This window comes from Bacteroidota bacterium, assembly GCA_016715425.1.
Taxonomy (GTDB): domain Bacteria; phylum Bacteroidota; class Bacteroidia; order Chitinophagales; family BACL12; genus JADKAC01.
The window spans coordinates 219,566-242,500 of record JADKAC010000002.1; the positions used below are offsets into that span (position 1 = coordinate 219,566).

Below are 22,935 nucleotides of genomic sequence, written 5' to 3' on the forward strand. Positions count from 1 at the left end.
CACCGAGCCCCGAAGTGGTGACATAATTCTAGGGTGACATAATTTTTTATGGAATAATTAATTTTGATAAAAATAATTTTATGTTATGGCAGGTACCTACACACAATTACATATTCAGATTGTCTTTGCAGTAAAAGGCAGGAAGAACCTCATCTCAAATACATGGAAAGAGGAATTGAATAAATACATTTCCGGAATAATAACAGGTAAAGAACAAAAATCCATTATCGTAAATGGTATGTCCGATCATATTCATGTATTTGTTGGATTAAAACCATCTATGCCTATTTCAGATTTAGTGAGAGATATTAAAAACAATTCAACCAATTTTATAAATGATAATAATTGGTTAAAGAGCGATTTTTCCTGGCAGGAAGGTTATGGTGATTTCTCCTATTCTCACTCCCATGTCAGCCGGGTATATAATTATATTTTAAATCAGGAGGCACATCATAAAAAAAGAAGTTTTAAAGAGGAATATATAGGTCTCTTAAAAAAATTTCAAATTGAATACAACGAAAAATATTTATTTGATTGGATTGAATAATAATAATGTCTCCAAAATAATGTCACCCCTTCGGGGTTTGGATTTTTTGTTTGTGTTTTAGTTACAATAATGCCACCCCTTCGGGGTTGAAATTGAATGTTGAAAATTTTGTGTTCACCACTTCGAGAATGTTGTGGATTAAAAATATTGAATCGGATAAAGGATTCATTTGTAATACTGCATAATCCAAATTCTCAATTCCTAATTCTCAATTCCTAATTCTTAATTCCTAATTCCTAATTCTCATAAATTCAATGTTCCACTTTGGTAACAATCATTTCTTGTTTGCCATCCACAATTACAACTTCTGTTGACAACATATAATTGTCTTTAAACTGATAAGCGGATTTATTTTCCGTGCTTGTAGTTTCATTTTTTACTGCAACAGATTGTGCAGGCTTATTTGATGGTGATGTATAATTACTTCCACTGTATGCTAATAACTTTGAATAAAGCGAAGCACCGGGATCCAATAAATTTGCTTCGGCTGTTAATCCTTCCGGATATTCACCGATATACCAACCGGGTTCTGTTGTTTCTATATAATAATAATTCTGTCCATCCATAGTAACAGAAACGCCCGGGTATTTTCCCTTCACTGCAATGCCGACACCCATGTGTCCTTTAGGTGAAATTAAAATACTTTTATAACCAAGACTCATCAATAAACTTGCGAGCAAAATAGAAGTGTCTTCACAATCCCCTGCCATCTCCACCAACGTTTCTGCAGGGTATCGGGGATATTCATATTTTCCATCACCCACGTATCGCAAATGCTGCACAAAAGCAGAAATAAATTCTACCGTTTGCCACTCGCTGAAATTATTTTTTTGTGCAATTCCTTTTAGTGCAACTGCCACTTTATTTATTATGGGATAAGATGCATTTTCATGCGTGTAAACAGTAAAATCGTAGTAGTCTCTTTTCCGGTGTTTGTAGTAATCGTATGTGCCACTTTCAAATTGTAAAGTAGTGGTATATAATTTCCCTTTATAATTCCATTTGTAGGTGCGTGAGAGAGTAGCAGCAAAAAGTACTTCAGTAAAGATTAAGAAAACTGCCAACAACAGAATAGATTTTACCCGCATGTGTTTCTATTTTAATTCGATGATTAAGCGGGTAAATGTGTAGGCTTATAAATTGTTTCTTTTTAGCATAAACAAGCGAAATTATTTTTTATTGCCGATAGGCAGAAATAAAATATCGGGAGTGGGTAAATTACCTTCAGAGTAATTAACCAATTTGTTTTTTAAAATTACATAAGATTGATACCCTAATGCATGCATAAATTCCAAAACGTTTTGTCGGGATTCCTCAGAAGTTTCGATGAGCATCGACGGTTTAAATTTTTGAATAAGTAATTTAATATCATCCAATATCACCAATTCAAAACCTTCTACATCACATTTAATAAAATCAATATTTTCTAATTCATTAAACACCTCACTCCCCTTTCTCATTTCTGCATTAAAAAATACTAAGGAATCAATGTTTGTTGCTTGTGTGTGTGAATCAGAATAAACGAAGTGTGTTCCTGTTGTAATATATCCATACTTCTCTTTGCTTTCATTTGCCATTCTAATAGATTTATTTTCATCGCCTAAAGCAAAATTTAGTAGAGTAATATTTCCAAGTCCTGAAGTATTTTTTTTCAAAGTATTAAAAACAGGAATCACAGGTTCAACAGCAAAAACTTTCCCTGATGATTTTACCCATCTTGAAAACAATACGGAGTAGTATCCTAAATTGGCACCAATATCAATTACGGTATCACCTGATTTAATAAATTGTTTTAATGCATAGTGATAAGTGTAAGCCTTGGAGAATTTTAATATTCCGAGTCGGTAAGAAATAAAATATAATTTGCTGAGAATTAATAAATAGGTTTCAAACTTTAAGTGTTTGAATAAAAATTGCTTTACAACACTTTTTCTTTTCATTGATAAATTATTCTATAATTAATTCGCCCAGCTATCTCTATCCAAACTTCTGTATTGAATTGCTTCGGCGATATGTTCAGGTAAAATTTCATCACTGCCTGCAAGGTCAGCAATTGTTCTTGACACCTTTAAAATTCTATCATAGGCTCTTGCAGAAAGTCCAAGTTTATCCATTGCTTTTGTAAGCAAGTTTTGTCCAACATTATTTATGATACAAACTTCCTTTGCCATTTTAGTACTCATCTGCGCATTGCAATGCACATCGGGAAAATCTTTAAATCGCAATTCTTGAATTTCTCTTGCTTTAATCACACGTTCACGAATATTTGCACTTGGCTCAGATAAAATCACAGAAGATAATTCCCGAACCGGAACAGGTGTTACTTCCACATGTAAATCTATTCTGTCTAATAAAGGTCCTGATATGCGGTTCAAATATTTTTGAACTACACCCGGTGCACAAACACAATCTTTTTCTGGATGATTATAATATCCGCAAGGGCAAGGATTCATACTAGCAACAAGCATAAAACTGGCGGGATATTCTACCGAAAATCTCGCACGACTGATAGTAACTTTCCTATCCTCCATTGGTTGCCGCAATACCTCTAACACGTTTCTTTTAAACTCGGGAAGTTCATCTAAAAACAATACTCCATTATGTGCTAAAGAAATTTCACCAGGCTGCGGATTATTACCTCCACCTACTAAAGCGACATCACTCACCGTATGATGCGGCGAACGAAAAGGCCGGATATATAATAAGGAAGAATTACCCGGCAACTTACCAGCAACTGAATGAATTTTTGTGGTCTCAAGAGCTTCATGTAAAGTGAGTGGTGGCAAAATGGTGGGAAGCCTTTTTGCCAGCATTGTTTTACCGGCACCCGGTGGTCCTATTAAAATTGCATTATGCCCTCCGGAAGCAGCAATCTCCAAAGCTCGTTTAATATTTTCCTGACCTTTCACATCAGAGAAATCTAAATCAGAATTACCGATACTGTAAGCAAACTCTTCCCGAGTATTTACAATCACTTGTTCCAATCCTGTTCCAGTACCTAAAAATCCAACCACATCTTTTAATTGAGTGGCGCCATACACTTCTATATTATTTACAATGGCGGCTTCCCGGGCATTAGATTCCGGTAATATTAATTTTGTAAATCCTTCTTCTCTAGCCTGAATAGCAATTGGCAAAGCACCTTTCGCCGGAAGTATGGTTCCATCCAAAGAAAGCTCGCCGAGAAACATTACTTTTTCCAGCGACTCTTCATTTATCTGGCCTGTTGCACCTAAAATTCCGATAGCCATAGGCAAATCGAATGAGGTACCTTCCTTTCTGATATCGGCAGGTGCAAGATTAATTACCACGTTAGTGCGAGGCATATAAAAACCATTGTGACGAATAGCAGTTTGAATTCTTTGCCAGCTTTCTTTAACTGCATTATCAGGCAATCCCACAATATATCCTTTCAACTCACCACCACCACCGGTATTTACTTCGATGGTAACCGTAACTGCATTCACACCCTGAACAGTGCTTCCAAAGGTTTTAACTAACATATTGAAAAGATTAAAGCAAACTTACCAAAAGGAAAATTTGCAAGGACATTAGATTCAGAATTAAAATAAAATAAAATTTCCATTTATGAAGTCACGGCACTCAATTAAATATCAGAACAAGAATTGCTACAAATCCTAATTTTAAAGGAACGATTAAAAAGTAGATAAACAATACAATTATTCAGATTACTCTAAGTAAAATATTATAATAAATAATCTATATCAGCATATCACTCTAGCTTACTAATTCTACGTAATAATTTTTACAGTCACAGATAAAAGAATCAAGATTACAAATTAGCTGTATTTATAGCTCATTTTCGTTGTCCCAAATATCGAATACTGGAGTACGATGAACAAGTTTAAGAATCTATGGACAGGCCTATTTTTTCTATTGTCAGCATCAATAGGCACAATACAGGCGCAGGTTACAGCGGACTTTGTGGCGGATGACTTAGTGGTCTGCCCGGAGTTCCGGTGATATTTACCAATCTCAGTACATATCCCGCAGGTTCCAGTCCTACTTATCTGTGGAGTTTCCCCAGTGGCTTCGCTTCTTCCTTAACTGAAGCAAACCCAACAGTTTATTATTATACTCCGGGAACTTACAGTGTAACACTAACAACAAGTGTTGCCGGAACAGGAAGTGATGTAGAAACAAAAACTGCATATATCACTGTGGTAACTCCGCCGGATGCAAACTTCACTTACACTATCCCTGATTTATGTAATCAAATGGTGGTAAATTTCACGAATACCTCTGTGGCTGGCAGTGCTCCTATTACATCGAAATTGTGGGATTTTGATGATGCCACTTTTAGTGCATTGTCCAATCCGATAAAGACTTTTACTTCGGAAAATACATTCAATGTAATTCTATTTGTTACGGATGCAAATGGATGTAGTGATAATGTTACCGTACCTGTAACTACACTTGCACCTGTTGAAAGTGCTATTTCCAGCACAGGTTCTATTTTTTCGTGTGGCCTTGCAATAGCTCCAACAATTTTAGCTATTACTTCTGAAGGCACAGCTCCTTACACTTACAGTTGGGATTATGGCAACGGCACTAGCTCTATTCTTCCTTCTTCTGTAGTAAATTATTCTGATTGCGGCACATATGATATCACCTACACAGTTACAGATGCTAATGGTTGTTCACTTACAAATTCCTATGATGACTATATAGAAATTTCTTGTCCGGAAGTAGATTTCAGCATGTCTGACGATACAGTTTGTCTGGCATCTACTGCAAGCTTTATTAATCTTTCAGATCCCGGTGCAGTTTCTTATTACTGGCAATTTAATTATCCAACAGCGCTGGCAACAAGCACAGAAGAAAATCCGGTTGCTGAATTTGTTGCTGCGGGTATGCGCATAATCAGACTTACCGTAACTTATCCCGGTGGATGTACTGCATATCATCAAGATACCATTCAAGTAGTTCCGAGACCTGCCATAACAGGAATAGCAGCGAGCGATTCAACAGGTTGCGAAATTCCATTTGTCACTACACTTACTCCGCTTGGCCTTACGGGTACTGGCCCTTATACTTTTTTATGGGAATCCGGTGGCATGACTTCTACAGATTCTGCTGCTACATTTACCTATAATGATTATATAAATTATACAGTTTCGCTCACCATTACAGATGCAAATGGATGTTCTGTTTTTTACACCTTTATCGGTTTTATAAAAATCAAGAAACCGACTAATGCATTTTCTGCAACACCTATTGAAGGATGTGCGCCTTTAAAAGTAACATTTACGAATACTAGTTCTTCCACCTATGTTCCGTTATCCTATTATGTTTGGAATTACGGCGATGGAACAATAGATACCACTTATTCTTTAGGCTCCCACAATCATTGGTTTATGGTTGCAGGAACCTATAATGTAACTATGACTTTATATACGGTTGATGGTTGTCCGAAAACAAGTAATCTCTATATTACTTTAGGAAATGAGGTTGCATATTTTGAAATTATCAATGATGATGACCCTACATGTAATCCGGTAGAAATTGATAATTTATCTTTTGGTGCAGATGAAACAACTATTGATTGGGGAGATGGCACTACAAGTTTTTTATACCCGGTACATTAGATACTTCACATGTGTATCCGGCAGCGGATACAGCTACATATATTATTACTTTAATTGCTGAAGACCGTGGTTGTATATCTACTTGGGTGGATACAATTACAATTCTGCCTGTTATAACTATCGTCACTACAACATGGAATTGCGACAACCCTCTCGAATTTTATTATGTGGTTGACACCAGTGTGGTAACCGGAGATTTTTGCTGGGACTTCGGTTCGGGTGATGTGTTTTGCAATCAAGTTGCGGTGAGTTATACCTATCCCAGGCCAGGAACATACAGTGGTGAAATCACAACTCTTGACCCAATTGAATATGAAGGCTGTGAATTAGTCCAAACCTTTAGCTCTCTTGTACCTGATAATGATTTTTCTTTCGATATAAATACTGTCGGTGGTTGTGGAAGTTTTGAATATAGTATTGCTTCAAATGTTGCTCCCGACTTCCCTTCTGAATTAACTTATACTTGGAATATTGGTCCTTCTTCTATTTCCGGTTTTACTGATGTAATTACTGATACAAGTTTTTTCAATTATACTTTTCCGGAAGAAGATGCCTATCCAATTGAAATGACAATTAATGATGTGAATGGTTGTGTGTATTCTTCAATGGATACTATAATTATTAGTGGTGCAGTTGCATTATTTAATATTGATTCGATTGTTGGTTGTAGTCCGTTTACTGTTTATGTAAGTGATGCCTCTACATTAATTGATGATGCTGGTGGTGATATTTCTATAGAAAGTTACGAATGGAATTTCAGCGGTGGAACTTGCCCAACTTATTTTGGAATTAGTCCACCGCCTTGCACATTTGCTACAGGTACTCATAGTGTAACTCTTACAATTACCGACAATGGTGGTTGCGAATTTTCTTATACCGAAGAAATAGATGTGGTGAGTGATGTGATTGCAAGTTTTATTGCTGATGAACTTGCATGTAATTCAACTGAGCCCTTATACTTTTCAAATACTTCTACTGGGGATATCACTGATGTTACTTGGGATTTTGGTGATGGATTTACTTCAACAGACTTTTCTGCATTGCATCCTTATGCTATTGCTGGCGCTTATACAGTGAGCTTAACTGTTAGTGATGCGTTTGGTTGTAGCGATGTCCAAGTGCAAAATATAAATGTAGTACTCGACAGTATTTATGCTGGCTTTGATGTTACTTATTTAACAGCTTCTGCATGTCCGCCAATTCCAATACAACTCGCCAATACTTCAACAGGTGATTATATTGATTTCTGGTGGGATGTAGAAAGAGAAACCGGAATTTATACTTATACACTTGATACCATTATTCTCACTTATACTTTACCGGGTGACTATGATGTTTCCATTTATGTTACTGGCGCAACAGGTTGTATTGATACATTAACAATTGAAAACGCATTATACATTCCCGGACCTACAGGCACAATGGAATATACACCTATGATGGATTGTACTCCGGCAGAAATCACTTTTGATTTTAGTGATTTAACCGCAGACTTAACGTATGTAGATTTTGGTGATGGTGATACAATTCTAGTTACTGGTGATGCAACATACAATTACGCCGAAGAAGGTGTGTATTGCCCTACTTTAATTTTGATTGATGCCTCCGGATGTTCTTTCCAAATTGCATGTGATTCTTCAATTACAATTTATCAAACTCATGATATTGATATCACTGTTTCTGATACCGGTTTATGTCTTGGTGAAATTCTAACTATTTACAATGCAAGTATTGGTTCTCCATTAAATCCGATTGAAGGTTATTTAGTGGATTATGGTGATGGCTCTCCTGTAATTCCGTTAGCGAGTTTTGATTCTTTAACTTATACATACTCCACTTCAGGCACTTATGTATTGAATGTATTTACGATGAGTGATGTGGCTTGTAGTGATACTATTCAATATGAAATAAATGTGTTCTCTGAACCGGAAGCCGGTGCTGATATTTCACCCATTAGTGGTTGCTATCCATTGGATGTAAACTTTACAATTACTGATTTAATTGCTGATGTTGCAATACTTGATTATGGTGATGGAATCATAGATACTATTGCGGGTGATATTTCTCACACTTACACAACCTTTGGAATTTTTCATCCTACGCTTACTTTAATTAACGGAAGTGCATGTGCTGTTGAAATAGAATTTGCTGATGCGGTTCATGTGTATTTTCCTCCTACTGCCGGATTAATTATTCCCGATACAATTGCTTGCTCAGGTGAACAATTAATTTTTATAAATAATAGTAGTGATACTTCTTTCAGTCTTATTACAAATTACACTTTAGATTTTGGTGATGGTTCCACTCCATATTCTTCTGACGTAATGGATACTGTATATCATGCATTTACTACCGATGGTTCTTATGTCTCCACTTTTATTGTTGAGAATTCTGCGGGTTGTTCAGACACTTTAATTTTTAATACTTATGCAGATCAATTACCTGTAGGTGCATTGAATATTTCTCCTTTAGAAGGTTGTGTTCCGCTTGAAGTAAATTTTGATGTTGATGATTTAATAGCGGATGAAGCAATCATAGATTTTGGTGATGGAAATTCTGATACTATTACTTCAAGTATTGTTTATACATATTTAAATCCCGGCGATTTTACACCAATATTTTATCTGAATAATGCAAATGGTTGTACCACTGTTTTAACCTATGAAACTATTGATGTTGAATTAATACCAACAGCAGGTTTTATAATTTCAGATACCACAATTTGTATCTCCACACCGGTTTCAATTATCAATACTTCTTTTGATACTATCGTTTCTCCAATAACATCTTATGCTATAAAATATGGCGATGGCACTGTGGATGTAATTGCAGATTTTGATACGCTTGAGTATACTTATGCAAGTCCGGGCACTTATAACATAACCGTGATTGCACAAAACTCTGCAGGTTGTCGTGATACTATAATTCATGCTGTAGAAGTGTTTGATATTCCGCTTGCAACATTTAGTCTTTTACCAATTACAGGATGTATTCCTTTCGATGTAGATTTTGATTTAGATATTGTAACAGCAGATGAAATGCTATTGTATTACGGTGATGGATTGATGGATACAATTACCGGCGACACTTCGCATATTTATTCCACCGCAGGAAGTTTTGAACCTTATCTTTTAATTTCAAATAATGCGGGTTGTTTTGATTCAATTGCATTTGATGTGGTCGAAGCAGGAATAACTCCAATCGCTGATTTCACAATCACCGATTCTACAATTTGTTTTGGAGAACCAATTGAAATAACAAATAATGCTTGGGATACAACCCTCTCACCAATCATTTCTTACACAATTGATTTTGGCGATGGTTCCGTTTCTACTTCTGCAACTTTCACTTCTCTTACACATAATTATTCTTCAACTGGAGATTTTATAATTACAATGGCAGTAGAAAATAATCTTGGTTGTGGTGATATAATTTCTAAAAATATTACTGTTGGTGAAATGCCTTTTGCAACTCTTGCTCTCGATCCACTTGAAGGTTGTTTGCCTCTCGATATTACTTTCGATTTTGATGCAATTGCCGCTGATGAAATTATTATTTCTTTCGGTGATGGAAATATGGATACTGTTTCTGGTGATGTAACTTATACTTATGTTGACGCCGGAACATTCTCTCCAACTGTTTCTTTATTAAATGCAAATGGTTGCGCATTCGATGTAAATGTTTCTGACGCAATTAATGTTGGAATAACTCCAATCGCAGATTTCACTATTACTGATTCTACAATTTGTTTTGGTGATGATATTGAAATAACAAACAACGCATGGGACACAACATTATCTCCTATCACTTCTTACACAATTGATTTTGGTGATGGCACTGTTTCTACTTCTGCAACTTTCACTTCTCTTACACATAATTATTCTTCGACTGGAGATTTTATAATTACAATGGAAGTAGAAAATAATTATGGTTGTGGTGATATTATTTCTAAAAATATTACTGTTGGTGAAATGCCTTTTGCAACTCTTGCTCTCGATCCACTTGAAGGTTGTTTGCCTCTCGATATTACTTTCGATTTTGATGCAATTGCCGCTGATGAAATTATTATTTCTTTCGGTGATGGAAATATGGATACTGTTACCGGTGATGTAACTTATACTTATGTTGACGCCGGAACATTCTCTCCAACTGTTTCTTTATTAAATGCAAATGGTTGCGCATTCGATGTAAATGTTTCTGACGCAATTAATGTCGGAATAACTCCAATCGCCGATTTCACAATCACTGATTCTACAATTTGTTTTGGAGAACCAATTGAAATAACAAATAATGCTTGGGATACAACCCTCTCACCAATCATTTCTTACACAATTGATTTTGGCGATGGTTCCGTTTCTACTTCTGCAACTTTCACTTCTCTTACACATAATTATTCTTCGACTGGAGATTTTATAATTACAATGGAGTAGAAAATAATTATGGTTGTGGTGATATTATTTCTAAAAATATTACTGTTGGTGAAATGCCTTTTGCAACTCTTGCTCTCGATCCACTTGAAGGTTGTTTACCTCTCAACATCACTTTTGATTTTGATGCAATTGCCGCCGATGAAATAATAATTTCTTTCGGTGATGGAAATATTGATACAGTTTCAGATGATATAACTTATACTTATGTTGATGCCGGAATATTCTCTCCAACCGTTTCTTTACTAAATGCAAATGGTTGTGCTTTCGATGTAATTGTTTCGGATGATATAAATGTTGGAATAACTCCAATCGCTGATTTCACTATTACTGATTCTACAATTTGTTTTGGGGAACCAATTGAAATCACAAACAATGCTTGGGATACAACCCTCTCTCCAATCATTTCTTACACAATTGATTTTGGTGATGGAACTATTTCTACTTCTGCAACTTTCACTTCGCTCACACATAATTATTCAACAACAGGTGATTATTCTATTACTCTTTCAGTAGAAAATAATTTAGGTTGCGATGATATAATTTCTAAAAATATTACTGTCGGCGAAATGCCTTTTGCAACTCTTGCTCTCGATCCTTTAGAAGGTTGTTTACCACTTGATATCACTTTTGATTTTGATGCAATTGCTGCTGATGAAATAATTATTTCTTTCGGTGATGGAATTATGGATACCGTTACCGGTGATATAACTTATACTTATGTTGATGCCGGAATTTTCTCTCCAACTGTTTCATTATTAAATGCAAATGGCTGCGCTTTCGATGTTATTGTTTCTGATGCAATAAATGTCGGTATCACTCCAATCGCAGATTTCACTATTACTGATTCTACAATTTGTTTTGGAGAACCAATTGAAATAACAAATAATGCTTGGGATACAACCCTCTCACCAATCATTTCTTACACAATTGATTTTGGTGATGGTTCTATTTCTACTTCTGCAACATTCACTTCGCTCACACATAATTATTCAACAACCGGTGATTATTCTATTACTCTTTCAGTAGAAAATAATTTAGGTTGCGATGATATAATTTCTAAAAATATTACTGTCGGCGAAATGCCTTTCGCAACTCTTGCTCTCGATCCACTCGAAGGTTGTTTACCTCTCGATATCATTTTTGATTTTGATGCAATTGCCGCTGATGAAATTATTATTTCTTTCGGTGATGGAAATATGGATACTGTTACCGGTGATGTAACTTATACTTATGTTGACGCCGGAACATTCTCTCCAACTGTTACTTTATTAAATGCAAATGGTTGTGCTTTCGATGTAATTGTTTCTGATGATATTAATGTTGGAATAACTCCAATCGCAGATTTCACTATTACTGATTCTACAATTTGTTTTGGGGAACCAATTGAAATCACAAACAATGCTTGGGATACAACCCTCTCTCCAATCATTTCTTACACAATTGATTTTGGTGATGGAACTATTTCTACTTCTGCAACTTTCACTTCGCTCACACATAATTATTCAACAACAGGTGATTATTCTATTACTCTTTCAGTAGAAAATAATTTAGGTTGCGATGATATAATTTCTAAAAATATTACTGTTGGTGAAATGCCTTTTGCAACTCTTGCACTCGATCCACTCGAAGGTTGTTTACCTCTCGATATCATTTTTGATTTTGATGCAATTGCCGCTGATGAAATTATTATTTCTTTCGGTGATGGAAATATGGATACTGTTACCGGTGATGTAACTTATACTTATGTTGACGCCGGAACATTCTCTCCAACTGTTACTTTATTAAATGCAAATGGTTGTGCTTTCGATGTAATTGTTTCTGATGATATTAATGTTGGAATAACTCCAATCGCAGATTTCACTATTACTGATTCTACAATTTGTTTTGGGGAACCAATTGAAATCACAAACAATGCTTGGGATACAACCCTCTCTCCAATCATTTCTTACACAATTGATTTTGGTGATGGCACTATTTCTACTTCTGCAACTTTCACTTCTCTCACACATAACTATTCTTCAACCGGTGATTTTATAATTACTCTTTCAGTAGAAAATAATCTTGGTTGTGATGATTTAATTACTAAAGAAATTATTGTCAATGAAATTCCTGAAGCTGTAATAGATTTTCTTCCCATCTCAGGTTGCTATCCTTTGGATGTGCTTTTTGAAATCAGTGGATTAATCGCTGACTCTGCATACATAAATTTTGGTGATGGTAGCGGAACAGTAACTACGGATGATGTGATGCATACTTTTACTTCTTCCGGAACTTACATTCCTGAATTAACCCTTATAAATAATAATGGCTGCACAGTTGTATTAACTGAAACAGATCCTATTCATGTTGCAGCTCCTCCGGTTGCCAATATGTATTTATCTGATTCTTCCATTTGTGCCGGTGAATCAATTACAATTTATAATTCTTCAACGGATACAATTGATGCGCCGATAACTGATATTTATCTTGATTATGGTGATGGTGCAATTGCTTATACTGCTTCATCCCTTGATTCTATAAATCATATTTATGCAAGCGACGGATTATTCACAATCGAGTTAACTGTAACCAATAGTCTTGGATGTGTATCCAGCCATAATATTCCTTTATCTATAGCCGCTATCCCGACCGCAGTTTTTGATGTTGAACCTGTGGTGGGATGCGGTACTTTATTAACTACGTTTAATATAATTTCTTCCACTGCCGATAGTTTATTTTTGAATACCGGCACTGAAATTATTTATGTTGCGGGCTCTTCAATTAATTATTTCTATAACACTCCGGGAGTATATTCTCCTGAAATTATGTTACTGAATACCACCGGATGTTCTGCTGAATTAGATGCTGAAGATTCTTTAATTGTAAGTTATTCTCCCGATGCAATTATGGCACTGAGTGATACTATGCCTTTCTGTTCGGGTGATGAAATTTTCATTATTAATTTAAGTATTGATACGATTGCGGATTTATTAATTAATCCAATTGATAATTATACTATTCAGGTAAATGGAACTGCAATGTATTCCGGCTCAACTATGGATTCTATATTATTTAATCTTACCACAGCGGGTGATTATTGGATTACATTAATTACTTCAAATTCATGGGGCTGTCTGGATTCTACTTCTGCAGTTATTACTGTAACTCAAACACCAAATGCAATAGCAGGATTAAATGAAAATATTTGCCCGGGCACTGCATTACTTTTAGATGGCTCTGCAAGTTCCGGTGGAACAAATTATTTATGGTCGCCTGCCGGATTATTTGTAAATAATTCCGTTGCTCAACCACTCGGAACTTTCCCAACTTCTACAATGGTGTATCTGGAATATTCAAATGCATTTTGTTCGGATGTAGATTCTGTTTTGGTAAATGTGTTAACCGATTTGGAATTAAATGCCTGGCCGGATACTGCAATTTGTATTGGCGAATCGGTTCAAATTTATAGTCAATATGAAGCAGATGATTTACCAGTTTCTGTGGTTTGGTTAAATGGTGATTATTTATCCAGTACTCTTGTAAGCAATCCTGTTTCAACTCCGCTGAATACAATTACATATACTGTTTCCGCCACTTGTGGTGACCTTGTTGATTATGAAGATGTAACCATCGTTGTAAATTCTTTGCCCACTGTTGTAGCTAACGATACTATGAATGCATATTACGGACAAACATTTAGTTTAACTTCCGCTGCATCGGGTAATGGACCATTTACCTATAGTTGGACACCAACAGAATATTTAGCTTGCAGCGATTGTCAAAACACAAATGCAACACCGCCATCCGATGCTACATATTTTATTACTGTGGTAGATGAAAATAATTGTATCGCAATGGATTCTGTGTATTTAAGATTGGGATATGATTGCGGACAATATCTTGGTTTGCCAAATTTATTATCTCCAAATAATGATGGTTTCAATGATGAATTCCATTATCAGTCAGATGCAATTCAGGTATTATCTTACTTCAGAGTGTATGATCGTTGGGGACGATTAATGTTCGAATCAACAGATTTATTTGGTTCTTGGGATGGCACTTACAATGGCACACTTTGCGATCCCGGTGTATATGTATATTCAATCCAAGGCTCTTGTTTCGATGGAGAAGTATTTATTAATTCCGGAAATATAACCCTCGTTAAATAACAAAATAAATTTCATTAATAAATTGATTAACTATTTAAATAAATTATCATGATAACTTTTTCACTAACAATAATGCTCCTGCTCCCAGCCTTAATAGAAATAAATTTGAAACCCAAACTTCAAATAATCATAGTTGAAGAAGAAGATATTTTTAAATAAATTTTAAAAAAAAAAAATTTAAGAACTCACTCACCAAATTTATAATCCCAACCATACATAAGGATCTCTGCATGAAAACAAAACATGAAAAATCCCTACCCTTCCATCGGAGCAAAAAAGGCATTATAAAAGCTTGCTTACAAAACAAAGTTGGCTTTTGTGCGTGAGAGCTGCGAAGAAAAGAATCCAGTCAGCCACAACTTAGAATTTAAAAATCTGATATTACCACAATTTTAATAATCACCCCAAACCAACTTTAACTCGGCTGACCTTATTCTTTTCATGCAAAAAGACAACTGCAAGTTTTGTTGCTTGCCTGCCTGCCGTCAAACTGTCTAAAAACTACCCACACATTTTTGTTGAATAGTAACTTCAATTTATAAGTTATGATTTGCAATTTTATATATGCAATACATACAAGGAACAAATAGGAATCAGGCCGTATTGTTTAATGAAAGTTTAGATCAAATTATCAGCTTTGATAATGAAGTTCGTTTAATTGATTTATTTGCAGAGAGCATTATAATAGAAGATTTTGGTTTCGTGCAGAAACTAAATACTGAAGGTCGCCCTGCATACAATCCAAAGGATTTGCTTAAACTTTTATTTACGGTTATCTCAACAGCATGCGCTCATCAAGAGTGTTGGAAAAGAGTGCAGACGCAACATCGAAGTAATGTGGCTTATGAAACAACTTGTGCCAGATCATAATACAATTTCAAACTTCCGCAGAGATAATGAAAAAGCTATTCGCAAAGTTTTCAGATACACCGTAAGCATTGCAAAAGAATTTGATTTAATCGGCGGTAAATTAATTGCCGGCGACAGCACAAAACTGCGTGCTCAAAACAGTAAGAAAAACAATTTCAACCAAAAGAAAATTGAACGCCATCTGCAATACATAGATAACAAACTTGCTGAATATACAGATGCGCTTCGTCAGGCTGATGATGATAAAGATGATGTACAACAAGAGAATCAAAAAATAATAGAACAACAAATTTCAAAACACGAAAACAGAAAAGAATTTTATCATGCACTTACCGATCAATTAAAACAAACTGGCGAGCTACAAATATCGCTGAGCGACCCCGACAGCCGGCAGATGATTACCCGTAATGACATCATAGAAGTTGCTTACAATGTGCAGACAACAGTGGATGCTAAAAACAAATTAATTATTGATTATAAAGTCACCAACACTAATGACAATAAAGCGATGGGTGGTATGCTGCGCAGGGCGAAAACAATTTTAAAAACAAATGATATTACAGCACTGTATGATAAAGGATATCACGCCGGTAGCGAATTAAAAACAGCTTGTGAAATGGGTATTGAAACACTCGTGGCTATACCTGATAAATCTTCCGCATCTATGATTCCAGAACCTGCATACAATGTTTCAGAATTTATCTACGACGCAGTACAACATACTTACACTTGTCCGCAAAATCAAGTACTAAAAACAAACGGCAACTGGTATAAAAAGACAGAAATGCACGGGGCAGAAAGCACACCGAACCTATACTTATGCAGCGCTTTAAAACTACGGCATGCAATGAATGTCCTGCATTAAATAACTGCACAAAAATACAGGAAGTAGAGGTCGTGTAATAGAAAGAAGTGAATATCAAAATTATGTTGATCAAAATAAAATTAATATCCAGAACAATGCAGGTTTATATCGCAAACGGCAAGAAATAGTAGAGCACCCATATGGCATAATAAAAAGGCAATGGGGCTTCTATTACATCACTACTAAGCGGGGAATTAAACGGGCAAGTGCTGATGTAGGACTTATGCTCATCGCATTTAATTTACGCAGGTTATTTAATATAATTGATAAGAAAGAATTGTTTAGATACTTAATGAAGAAACTCATTTTATTATTTGCACCTCTGCAAACGAATTTAGCTTCGATATACCGAATTATTTTTTTCAGCACAGAAATTATTTTTATAAAAAATCATTTCAATAAACTGATTAAATCACATTTAATAAGTTATAGAAAACCGGAATTAGTATTTTTAAAATTTAACGGAGGTTTTTAGACGGACTGCCGTCAGGCAGGCTTTTATACAGCCTTGAATTTTTTGTTACTTTTTGCTTCAAGGCAAAAAGTAAAGAAATAATTAAATCATTTAAAAATCCGTGTTATCCGTGTAATCTATTTAATCCCTGCCTGCCGGCAGGCAGGCGTGATTCAGACAATTCCACGATTAAACAATTCAACAATTACCCTCAGCCATCGCCTTCGCCTTAAGCCATCGCTTCCCCTCAATAATTCACCACCGAAAACCCATACCCAACCCCATCCTCATCCACCACCTGCACAAAAAACAACCCTTTCGTAAAAGCACTATAATTAAAACTGTAACTCTTTTCATAAGAACTAGCACTAAATAATTTACTTCCATTTAAACCATACACCTCAATGCGAATCCACCCATCACTGTTATTTTGAATTTGTAATATTCTATTATTTGTTTGATTAATAAATTCAATATCTGAATTTGCATTAGAATTAATGCTCAACAAATCATCGAATGCAACATGCAGCGTAAACTTGAAAATATATTCTTCCGTTGCGCAAAACGAACTATTATATTCCGGTGGTTGAATACCTACATAAATAATAGGTACTTTTATAGATAAGCCTCCGGCTTCGAAATCGCAGAAACTACTATTAGAAGACAAACAGAATCCATCTCCATCAATACCCCCTATATATCCTGTAGTTGTTCTTATAAATGCATAATTCAAAAAATACTGCCCATCACTATAATTAAACTGCGCAGTATCCCAGCAGAGAAACAATAATGAATCATACGGCGGATTTATATCCTCACCATCAAACGTATCCGCTTTCACAAACACATCCCAGGTAACCTCAGGAGAAAAAGCTTTAATATCCCTCCGCATATTAGCAGCACAAGTATTACTATCCGCTTGCACCTGCCCATTTTGCAAACGCATTGCCAGCGGATAATTGAAAGCAGAATCCATTACATCCCATTCAGAATCAAAACCATTCGTAGCATCATAATCCACCCCAAACCATATCGTATCCGTATTCCCATTCCATGTTTGATCCACTAATAAATACGCCTCCCAATCCGGAGATTGAGCTACTAAAACCAGTTGCCCAAACAATAAAATAAATATTCCAAACACACTTTTCATTCACTTTAATTTAATGCTTTTTTAGCTACACAATTCTACAATTTTAAAACTAAACCACCTTAAAAACCACCACCTGTCCCACCTCGTCCCAAACTGTCCCTGCCCTCTGCCCTCTGCCCTTTGCCCTCTGCCCTCTGCCCTCTGCCCTCTGCCCTTTGCCCTCTGCCCTTCGAATTTCCAATCCTACAATCCTATAATCCTACAAATATAGTACCCTTCGCCCTCTGCCCTCTGCCCTCTGCCCTCTGCCCTTCGCCCTCTGCCCTTTGCCCTCTGCTTTTCTCGCCATCAGCCATCGCCATCGCTTTTTTTACCCTTTGCCCTCTGCCCTCTGCCCTCTGCCCTCTGCCCTCTGCCCTCTGCCCTCTGCCCTTCGCCCTCTGCTTTTCTCGCCATCAGCCATCGCCATCGCTTTTTTTACCCTTTGCCCTCTGCCTTCTGCCCTTTGCCCTCTGCCCTTTGCCCTTTGCCCTTTGCCCTTTGCCCTTTGCCCTCTGCCCTTCGCCCTTCGCCCTCTGCCCTACGCCCTCACCCCACCCCCTCCATCCCCACTTCCACCCTCGTCATCACTCCCGCCGTCACATAAAAAGTCACCTGCTTATCCAAATAACCCGGCCTGTTAAAACTCGCAGTATAAGTCCCCGACTTCAAAAATTGAATCTGACAATTACCCTTACCCGTAGTTCGTTTTTTAATATCACCTGGCATCACCACTATATTCACCAGCCCCAATGCCGTACCACCAGCCGCCTCCACCACATGAAACCGAACAGCAATTGTCCGCTTCCCCGCATCAAAAATCACCCTATTATTAAAATATGCCAACACAAAATTCGGCGCACTCTCAGTATATGTCCTCACCAGCATATCCAGCACATTCTCTAACAACCTCATCGCCGCCAAAATCTCACTATTCAGCCCACTTGTATTTGTCTTTCTCGCACTAATCAAATTCTTTGGCCTCTCAATCCCTTGCATATATGCCGTTCTGGCCGTTCCCAGCGCAGCAATATCCGCCCCACTCACATTATAATCAGCCACCGCAGCCGCATTCGCATTCCCAAGATTAAAAATCGACAATGCCACATCACCCAGCAAAGTATCCTGCAATCTCACAAGCTTCGTTTTCGTCATCATTGCCTGTCCCGCCAACGTCCAATCCCCGGTAGCATTTCCCAGCGCACTAAGCCCATCCGCCACCATTTTAGTTTTAGCCACCAGCACATTTCGCTTTATCAACTTATTCCCCGAAGCACCCTTCGTATCCTGCTGCTGCCCCAAACTATACACATCTATCTGATCAATATGCGCAGTCAGTGCATTCACCGCATTCGTCATCCCCACACTACCCGTCCAAACCGCAATTTCCGTATTCAGATAGTCCCTCACTGCAATCAACATACTTCTTTTAGCCTCTTGTTGCTTATTCATAATTAAATTTATTTTAAAATGAACAATTAATACCCCTCCCCAAAACCACAAAATAAAGATTGCATTCTCAGCCGAGCCACTTGAAAACAACTCTTTATAAATAAATTAAGTTATTCCAGTCTCAGCCGAGTCAATTCCAGTCTCAGCGAGTCACTTGAAAAGGACTCGGCGTAAAACTAAATTAAGTCTTTTTCCCACATAATATCAATTTTGCAGCATTAACAGGCCTTCCAGCCCCCTCTCTCTGCAACTTTGAAAGCATTAACCTCAATTGCTTAACCATAATCCTCAATTGCTTAACTACAAACTTCAATTGCTTTACATCAATCTTTAATTGCTTAATAACAATCTTTAATTGCTTAATAACAATCATTAATTGTTTGTCAATAACCCTCTATTGCTTTAATGCAGAACGCATTTGTTTCGATGTAAAACACAATTGTTTTGGTGTAATGATCAATTGCTGTAATGTAAAACACAATTGCTTTGGTGCAATGATCAATCGCTTAAATGCAGAACCTAATTATTTTGATGAAATATTCAATTGCTTTAATGTAAAACACAATTGCTTTGGTGCAATGATCAATCACTTAAATGCATGACTCTATTTCTTTGATGCAATGATTAATTGCAATCATTAAAAACGCATTTACTTTAATCCCTGAATAAAATACTTTAAAGTAAAATTCATTCCTTCAAATGCAGAACGCATTTCTTTCAAGATAAAATACCAATAAACCCTTTCCATAACCCCAATCACTAACCCAAAACTCCATCCACCGCCAACAACATTGTCTCAACAGTCTCAATAGTCCCAAACTGGCCCTTCACCCAACTCCCTATACCTTTATCTCCATCAGCCATCGCCATCGCTTTTTCCGCCTACACGATTACACGATTCGACAGTTCGACAACATTTCAATTCTACAATTCTCCAATTCTACAATTCTCCAGTTCTACGAATATACAAAACAAACCCTTCGCCCTTTCCCCTGCACCCATCGCCATCGCTTTTTTTACGAATACACGATTACACGATTCGACAGTTCGACAACATTTCAATTCTACAATTCTCCAATTCTACAATTCTCCAGTTCTACGAATATACAAAACAAACCCTTCGCCCTTTCCCCTGCGCCCATCGCCATCGCTTTTTTTACGAATACACGATTACACGATTCGACAGTTCGACAACATTTCAATTCTACAATTCTCCAGTTCTCCAGTTCTACGATTCTACAAAACAAGCCCTTCGCCCTCTGCCCACTGCCCTCCAAATAACCCCCCAAAAAAACCCCAGCATTTCTGCTGGGGTTATAAAACTCGGCGGCGACATACTCTCCCGGAATACTCCAGTACCATCTGCGCTGAGGGGCTTAACTTCTCTGTTCGGAATGGGAAGAGGTGGACACCCTCGCTATAGCCACCATAGACTCTTTATCACGACTAACGTGATGTAAATAAAATTGACAATAAAGTTTGAGTGTAATTAGTAAAAAGAAAAATGAAAGCTTACGGGTAATTAGTACTGCTTGGCTTTGATGTTACCACCTTTACACCTGCAGCCTATCAACGTGGTGGTCTACCACGACCCTTAAAAGAGATCTCATCTTGAGGTAGGCTTCGTGCTTAGATGCTTTCAGCACTTATCCTTACCGAACATAGCTACCCTGCGCTGCGACTGGCGTCACAACAGGTTCACTAGAGGTTCGTCCAACACGGTCCTCTCGTACTAGTGTCAGGTCCTCTCAAATCTCTAACGCCCACAACAGATAGAGACCGAACTGTCTTGCGACGTTCTGAACCCAGCTCACGTGCCGCTTTAATGGGCGAACAGCCCAACCCTTGGGACCTTCTCCAGCCCCAGGATGCGACGAGCCGACATCGAGGTGCCAAACCTCCCCGTCGATATGAGCTCTTGGGGAGATCAGCCTGTTATCCCCGGCGTACCTTTTATCCTTTGAGCGATGGCCCTTCCATGCGGAACCACCGGATCACTATATCCGTCTTTCGACCCTGATCGACTTGTATGTCTCCCAGTCAAGCACCCTTCTGCTATTGCACTCGAAGCACGGTTACCAAGCGTGCTGAGGGTACCTTTGAAAGCCTCCGTTACTCTTTTGGAGGCGACCACCCCAGTCAAACTACCCACCATGCACTGTCTCCCCGTAAAGGGGTTAGAGTCCAATCAAACAAAGGCTGGTATTTCAACGTTGACTCCACCATGGCTAGCGCCACAGCTTCATAGTCTCCCAGCTATCCTACACATCGTTTAACCGAAATCAATGCAAAGTTGTAGTGAAGGTGCACGGGGTCTTTTCGTCCCGTTGCGGGTAATCGGTATCTTCACCGATACTTCAATTTCACCGAGCTCGTGGCCGAGACAGTGCTCAGATCGTTACACCATTCGTGCAGGTCGGAACTTACCCGACAAGGAATTTCGCTACCTTAGGACCGTTATAGTTACGGCCGCCGTTTACTGGGGCTTCAGTTGAGAGCTTCGCCTTGCGGCTGACCCCCTTCCTTAACCTTCCAGCACCGGGCAGGTGTCAGACCCTATACATCATCTTTCGATTTAGCAGAGTCCTGTGTTTTTGCTAAACAGTCGCCTGAGCCATTTCACTGCGCCCCGCATTGCTGCGGGGACCCTTTATCCCGAAGTTACAGGGTTAATTTGCCGAGTTCCTTAGCCACGGTTCACTCGAGCGCCTTAGAATATTCTTCTTGACTACCTGTGTCGGTTTGCGGTACGGGCAGCATCTATCTGAAGTTTAGGGTTTTTCTTGGAAGCCGGCTTAGGGTCATTATCCACTCCCCCGAAGGTTTGTGGTACTGTCGGGTTTCAGCACCCGCTGCGGATTTGCCAACAGCAGATATACCTACACCCTTTAACGCACACTTCCGTCCGTGCGCAGACCTTACGCTTCTCCGTCACCCCATCACAATAAATGCTGGTTACAGAATATTAACTGTATGTCCATCGACGTCACCTTTCGGCTTAGCCTTAGGACCCGACTAACCCTGATCTGATTAGCATTGATCAGGAAACCTTAGTCTATCGGCGACCGGGTTTTTCACCCGGTTTATCGTTACTTATGCCTACATTTGCTTTTCCAGCCGCTCCAACATAGCTCACGCTACACCTTCAATGCAACTGGAATGCTCCCCTACCACTCAATTGTCAAACAATTGAATCCATAGCTTCGGTATCATGCTTTATGCCCGATTATTTTCCGCGCCCGATCACTCGACTAGTGAGCTGTTACGCACTCTTTAAATGAATTGCTGCTTCCAAGCAAACATCCTAGCTGTTATAGCAATCAGACAACGTTTGATCAACTTAGCATGAATTTAGGGACCTTAGCTGATGGTCTGGGTTATTTCCCTCTCGGCCCATGACCTTAGCACCCTGGGCCTCACTCCCGGAT

Annotated in this window: 12 protein-coding genes and 2 rRNA genes (1 of these 14 running past the window's edge); 7 read left to right on the forward strand and 7 right to left on the reverse strand. The window is 37.8% G+C overall.

The genetic code is table 11. The features are described from left to right. The first annotated feature begins 85 nt into the window (after positions 1-85). A complete protein-coding gene (gene tnpA / locus IPN31_02835; GenBank protein ID MBK8680841.1) occupies positions 86-547 on the forward strand; it encodes an IS200/IS605 family transposase in 462 nt (153 codons plus the stop codon). Between the two features lie 251 nt (positions 548-798). Here the strand turns inward: tnpA and IPN31_02840 are convergent, their stop codons facing one another. From IPN31_02840 to IPN31_02850, 3 genes are all read right to left on the reverse strand, one after another. Continuing rightward, positions 799-1,635: a hypothetical protein gene (locus IPN31_02840; protein MBK8680842.1), complete on the reverse strand. Its 837-nt coding sequence runs from the start codon at positions 1,633-1,635 to the stop codon at positions 799-801. Positions 1,636-1,716: 81 nt separating this feature from the next. Then, positions 1,717-2,487 (reverse strand): FkbM family methyltransferase, encoded by a 771-nt coding sequence (locus IPN31_02845; protein MBK8680843.1) that lies wholly within the window; start codon positions 2,485-2,487, stop codon positions 1,717-1,719. A gap of 18 nt (positions 2,488-2,505) precedes the next feature. Beyond that, positions 2,506-4,050, reverse strand: a complete 1,545-nt coding sequence (locus IPN31_02850) for a YifB family Mg chelatase-like AAA ATPase (GenBank protein MBK8680844.1) — start codon at positions 4,048-4,050, stop codon at positions 2,506-2,508. Positions 4,051-4,527: 477 nt separating this feature from the next. On the opposite strand from IPN31_02850, the gene IPN31_02855 reads away from it, so the two are divergent. The 6 genes from IPN31_02855 to IPN31_02880 all read left to right on the forward strand — a co-directional run bounded on the left by IPN31_02855 (position 4,528) and on the right by IPN31_02880 (position 16,944). Beyond that, positions 4,528-6,156 carry a PKD domain-containing protein gene (locus IPN31_02855; GenBank protein MBK8680845.1) on the forward strand — a complete coding sequence of 543 codons (1,629 nt, stop codon included), beginning with the start codon at positions 4,528-4,530 and terminating at the stop codon, positions 6,154-6,156. Then, positions 6,114-10,586, forward strand: a complete 4,473-nt coding sequence (locus IPN31_02860; protein MBK8680846.1) for a PKD domain-containing protein — start codon at positions 6,114-6,116, stop codon at positions 10,584-10,586. The genes IPN31_02855 and IPN31_02860 overlap by 43 nt, the downstream gene beginning before the upstream one ends. 53 nt (positions 10,587-10,639) lie before the next feature. Beyond that, positions 10,640-14,734: a PKD domain-containing protein gene (locus IPN31_02865; protein MBK8680847.1), complete on the forward strand. Its 4,095-nt coding sequence runs from the start codon at positions 10,640-10,642 to the stop codon at positions 14,732-14,734. A gap of 564 nt (positions 14,735-15,298) precedes the next feature. Next, positions 15,299-15,604, forward strand: coding sequence for a hypothetical protein (locus IPN31_02870; protein MBK8680848.1), 306 nt, complete (start codon positions 15,299-15,301; stop codon positions 15,602-15,604). After that, entirely contained in the window at positions 15,579-16,469 is an 891-nt protein-coding gene (locus tag IPN31_02875; protein ID MBK8680849.1) for a transposase, read from the forward strand. The genes IPN31_02870 and IPN31_02875 overlap by 26 nt, the downstream gene beginning before the upstream one ends. A 4-nt stretch (positions 16,470-16,473) precedes the next feature. Next, complete coding sequence (locus IPN31_02880) at positions 16,474-16,944, forward strand: transposase (GenBank protein ID MBK8680850.1); 471 nt, start codon at positions 16,474-16,476, stop codon at positions 16,942-16,944. A gap of 226 nt (positions 16,945-17,170) precedes the next feature. Here the strand turns inward: IPN31_02880 and IPN31_02885 are convergent, their stop codons facing one another. The 4 genes from IPN31_02885 to IPN31_02900 all read right to left on the reverse strand — a co-directional run. Further along, positions 17,171-18,076: a T9SS type A sorting domain-containing protein gene (locus tag IPN31_02885; protein MBK8680851.1), complete on the reverse strand. Its 906-nt coding sequence runs from the start codon at positions 18,074-18,076 to the stop codon at positions 17,171-17,173. A gap of 528 nt (positions 18,077-18,604) precedes the next feature. Beyond that, a complete protein-coding gene (locus tag IPN31_02890) occupies positions 18,605-19,597 on the reverse strand; it encodes a hypothetical protein (protein ID MBK8680852.1) in 993 nt (330 codons plus the stop codon). Positions 19,598-20,828: 1,231 nt separating this feature from the next. Next, a 5S ribosomal RNA gene (gene rrf, locus IPN31_02895) occupies positions 20,829-20,938 on the reverse strand. A gap of 71 nt (positions 20,939-21,009) precedes the next feature. Next, a 23S ribosomal RNA gene (locus IPN31_02900) occupies positions 21,010-22,935 on the reverse strand (it continues 955 nt past the right edge of the window).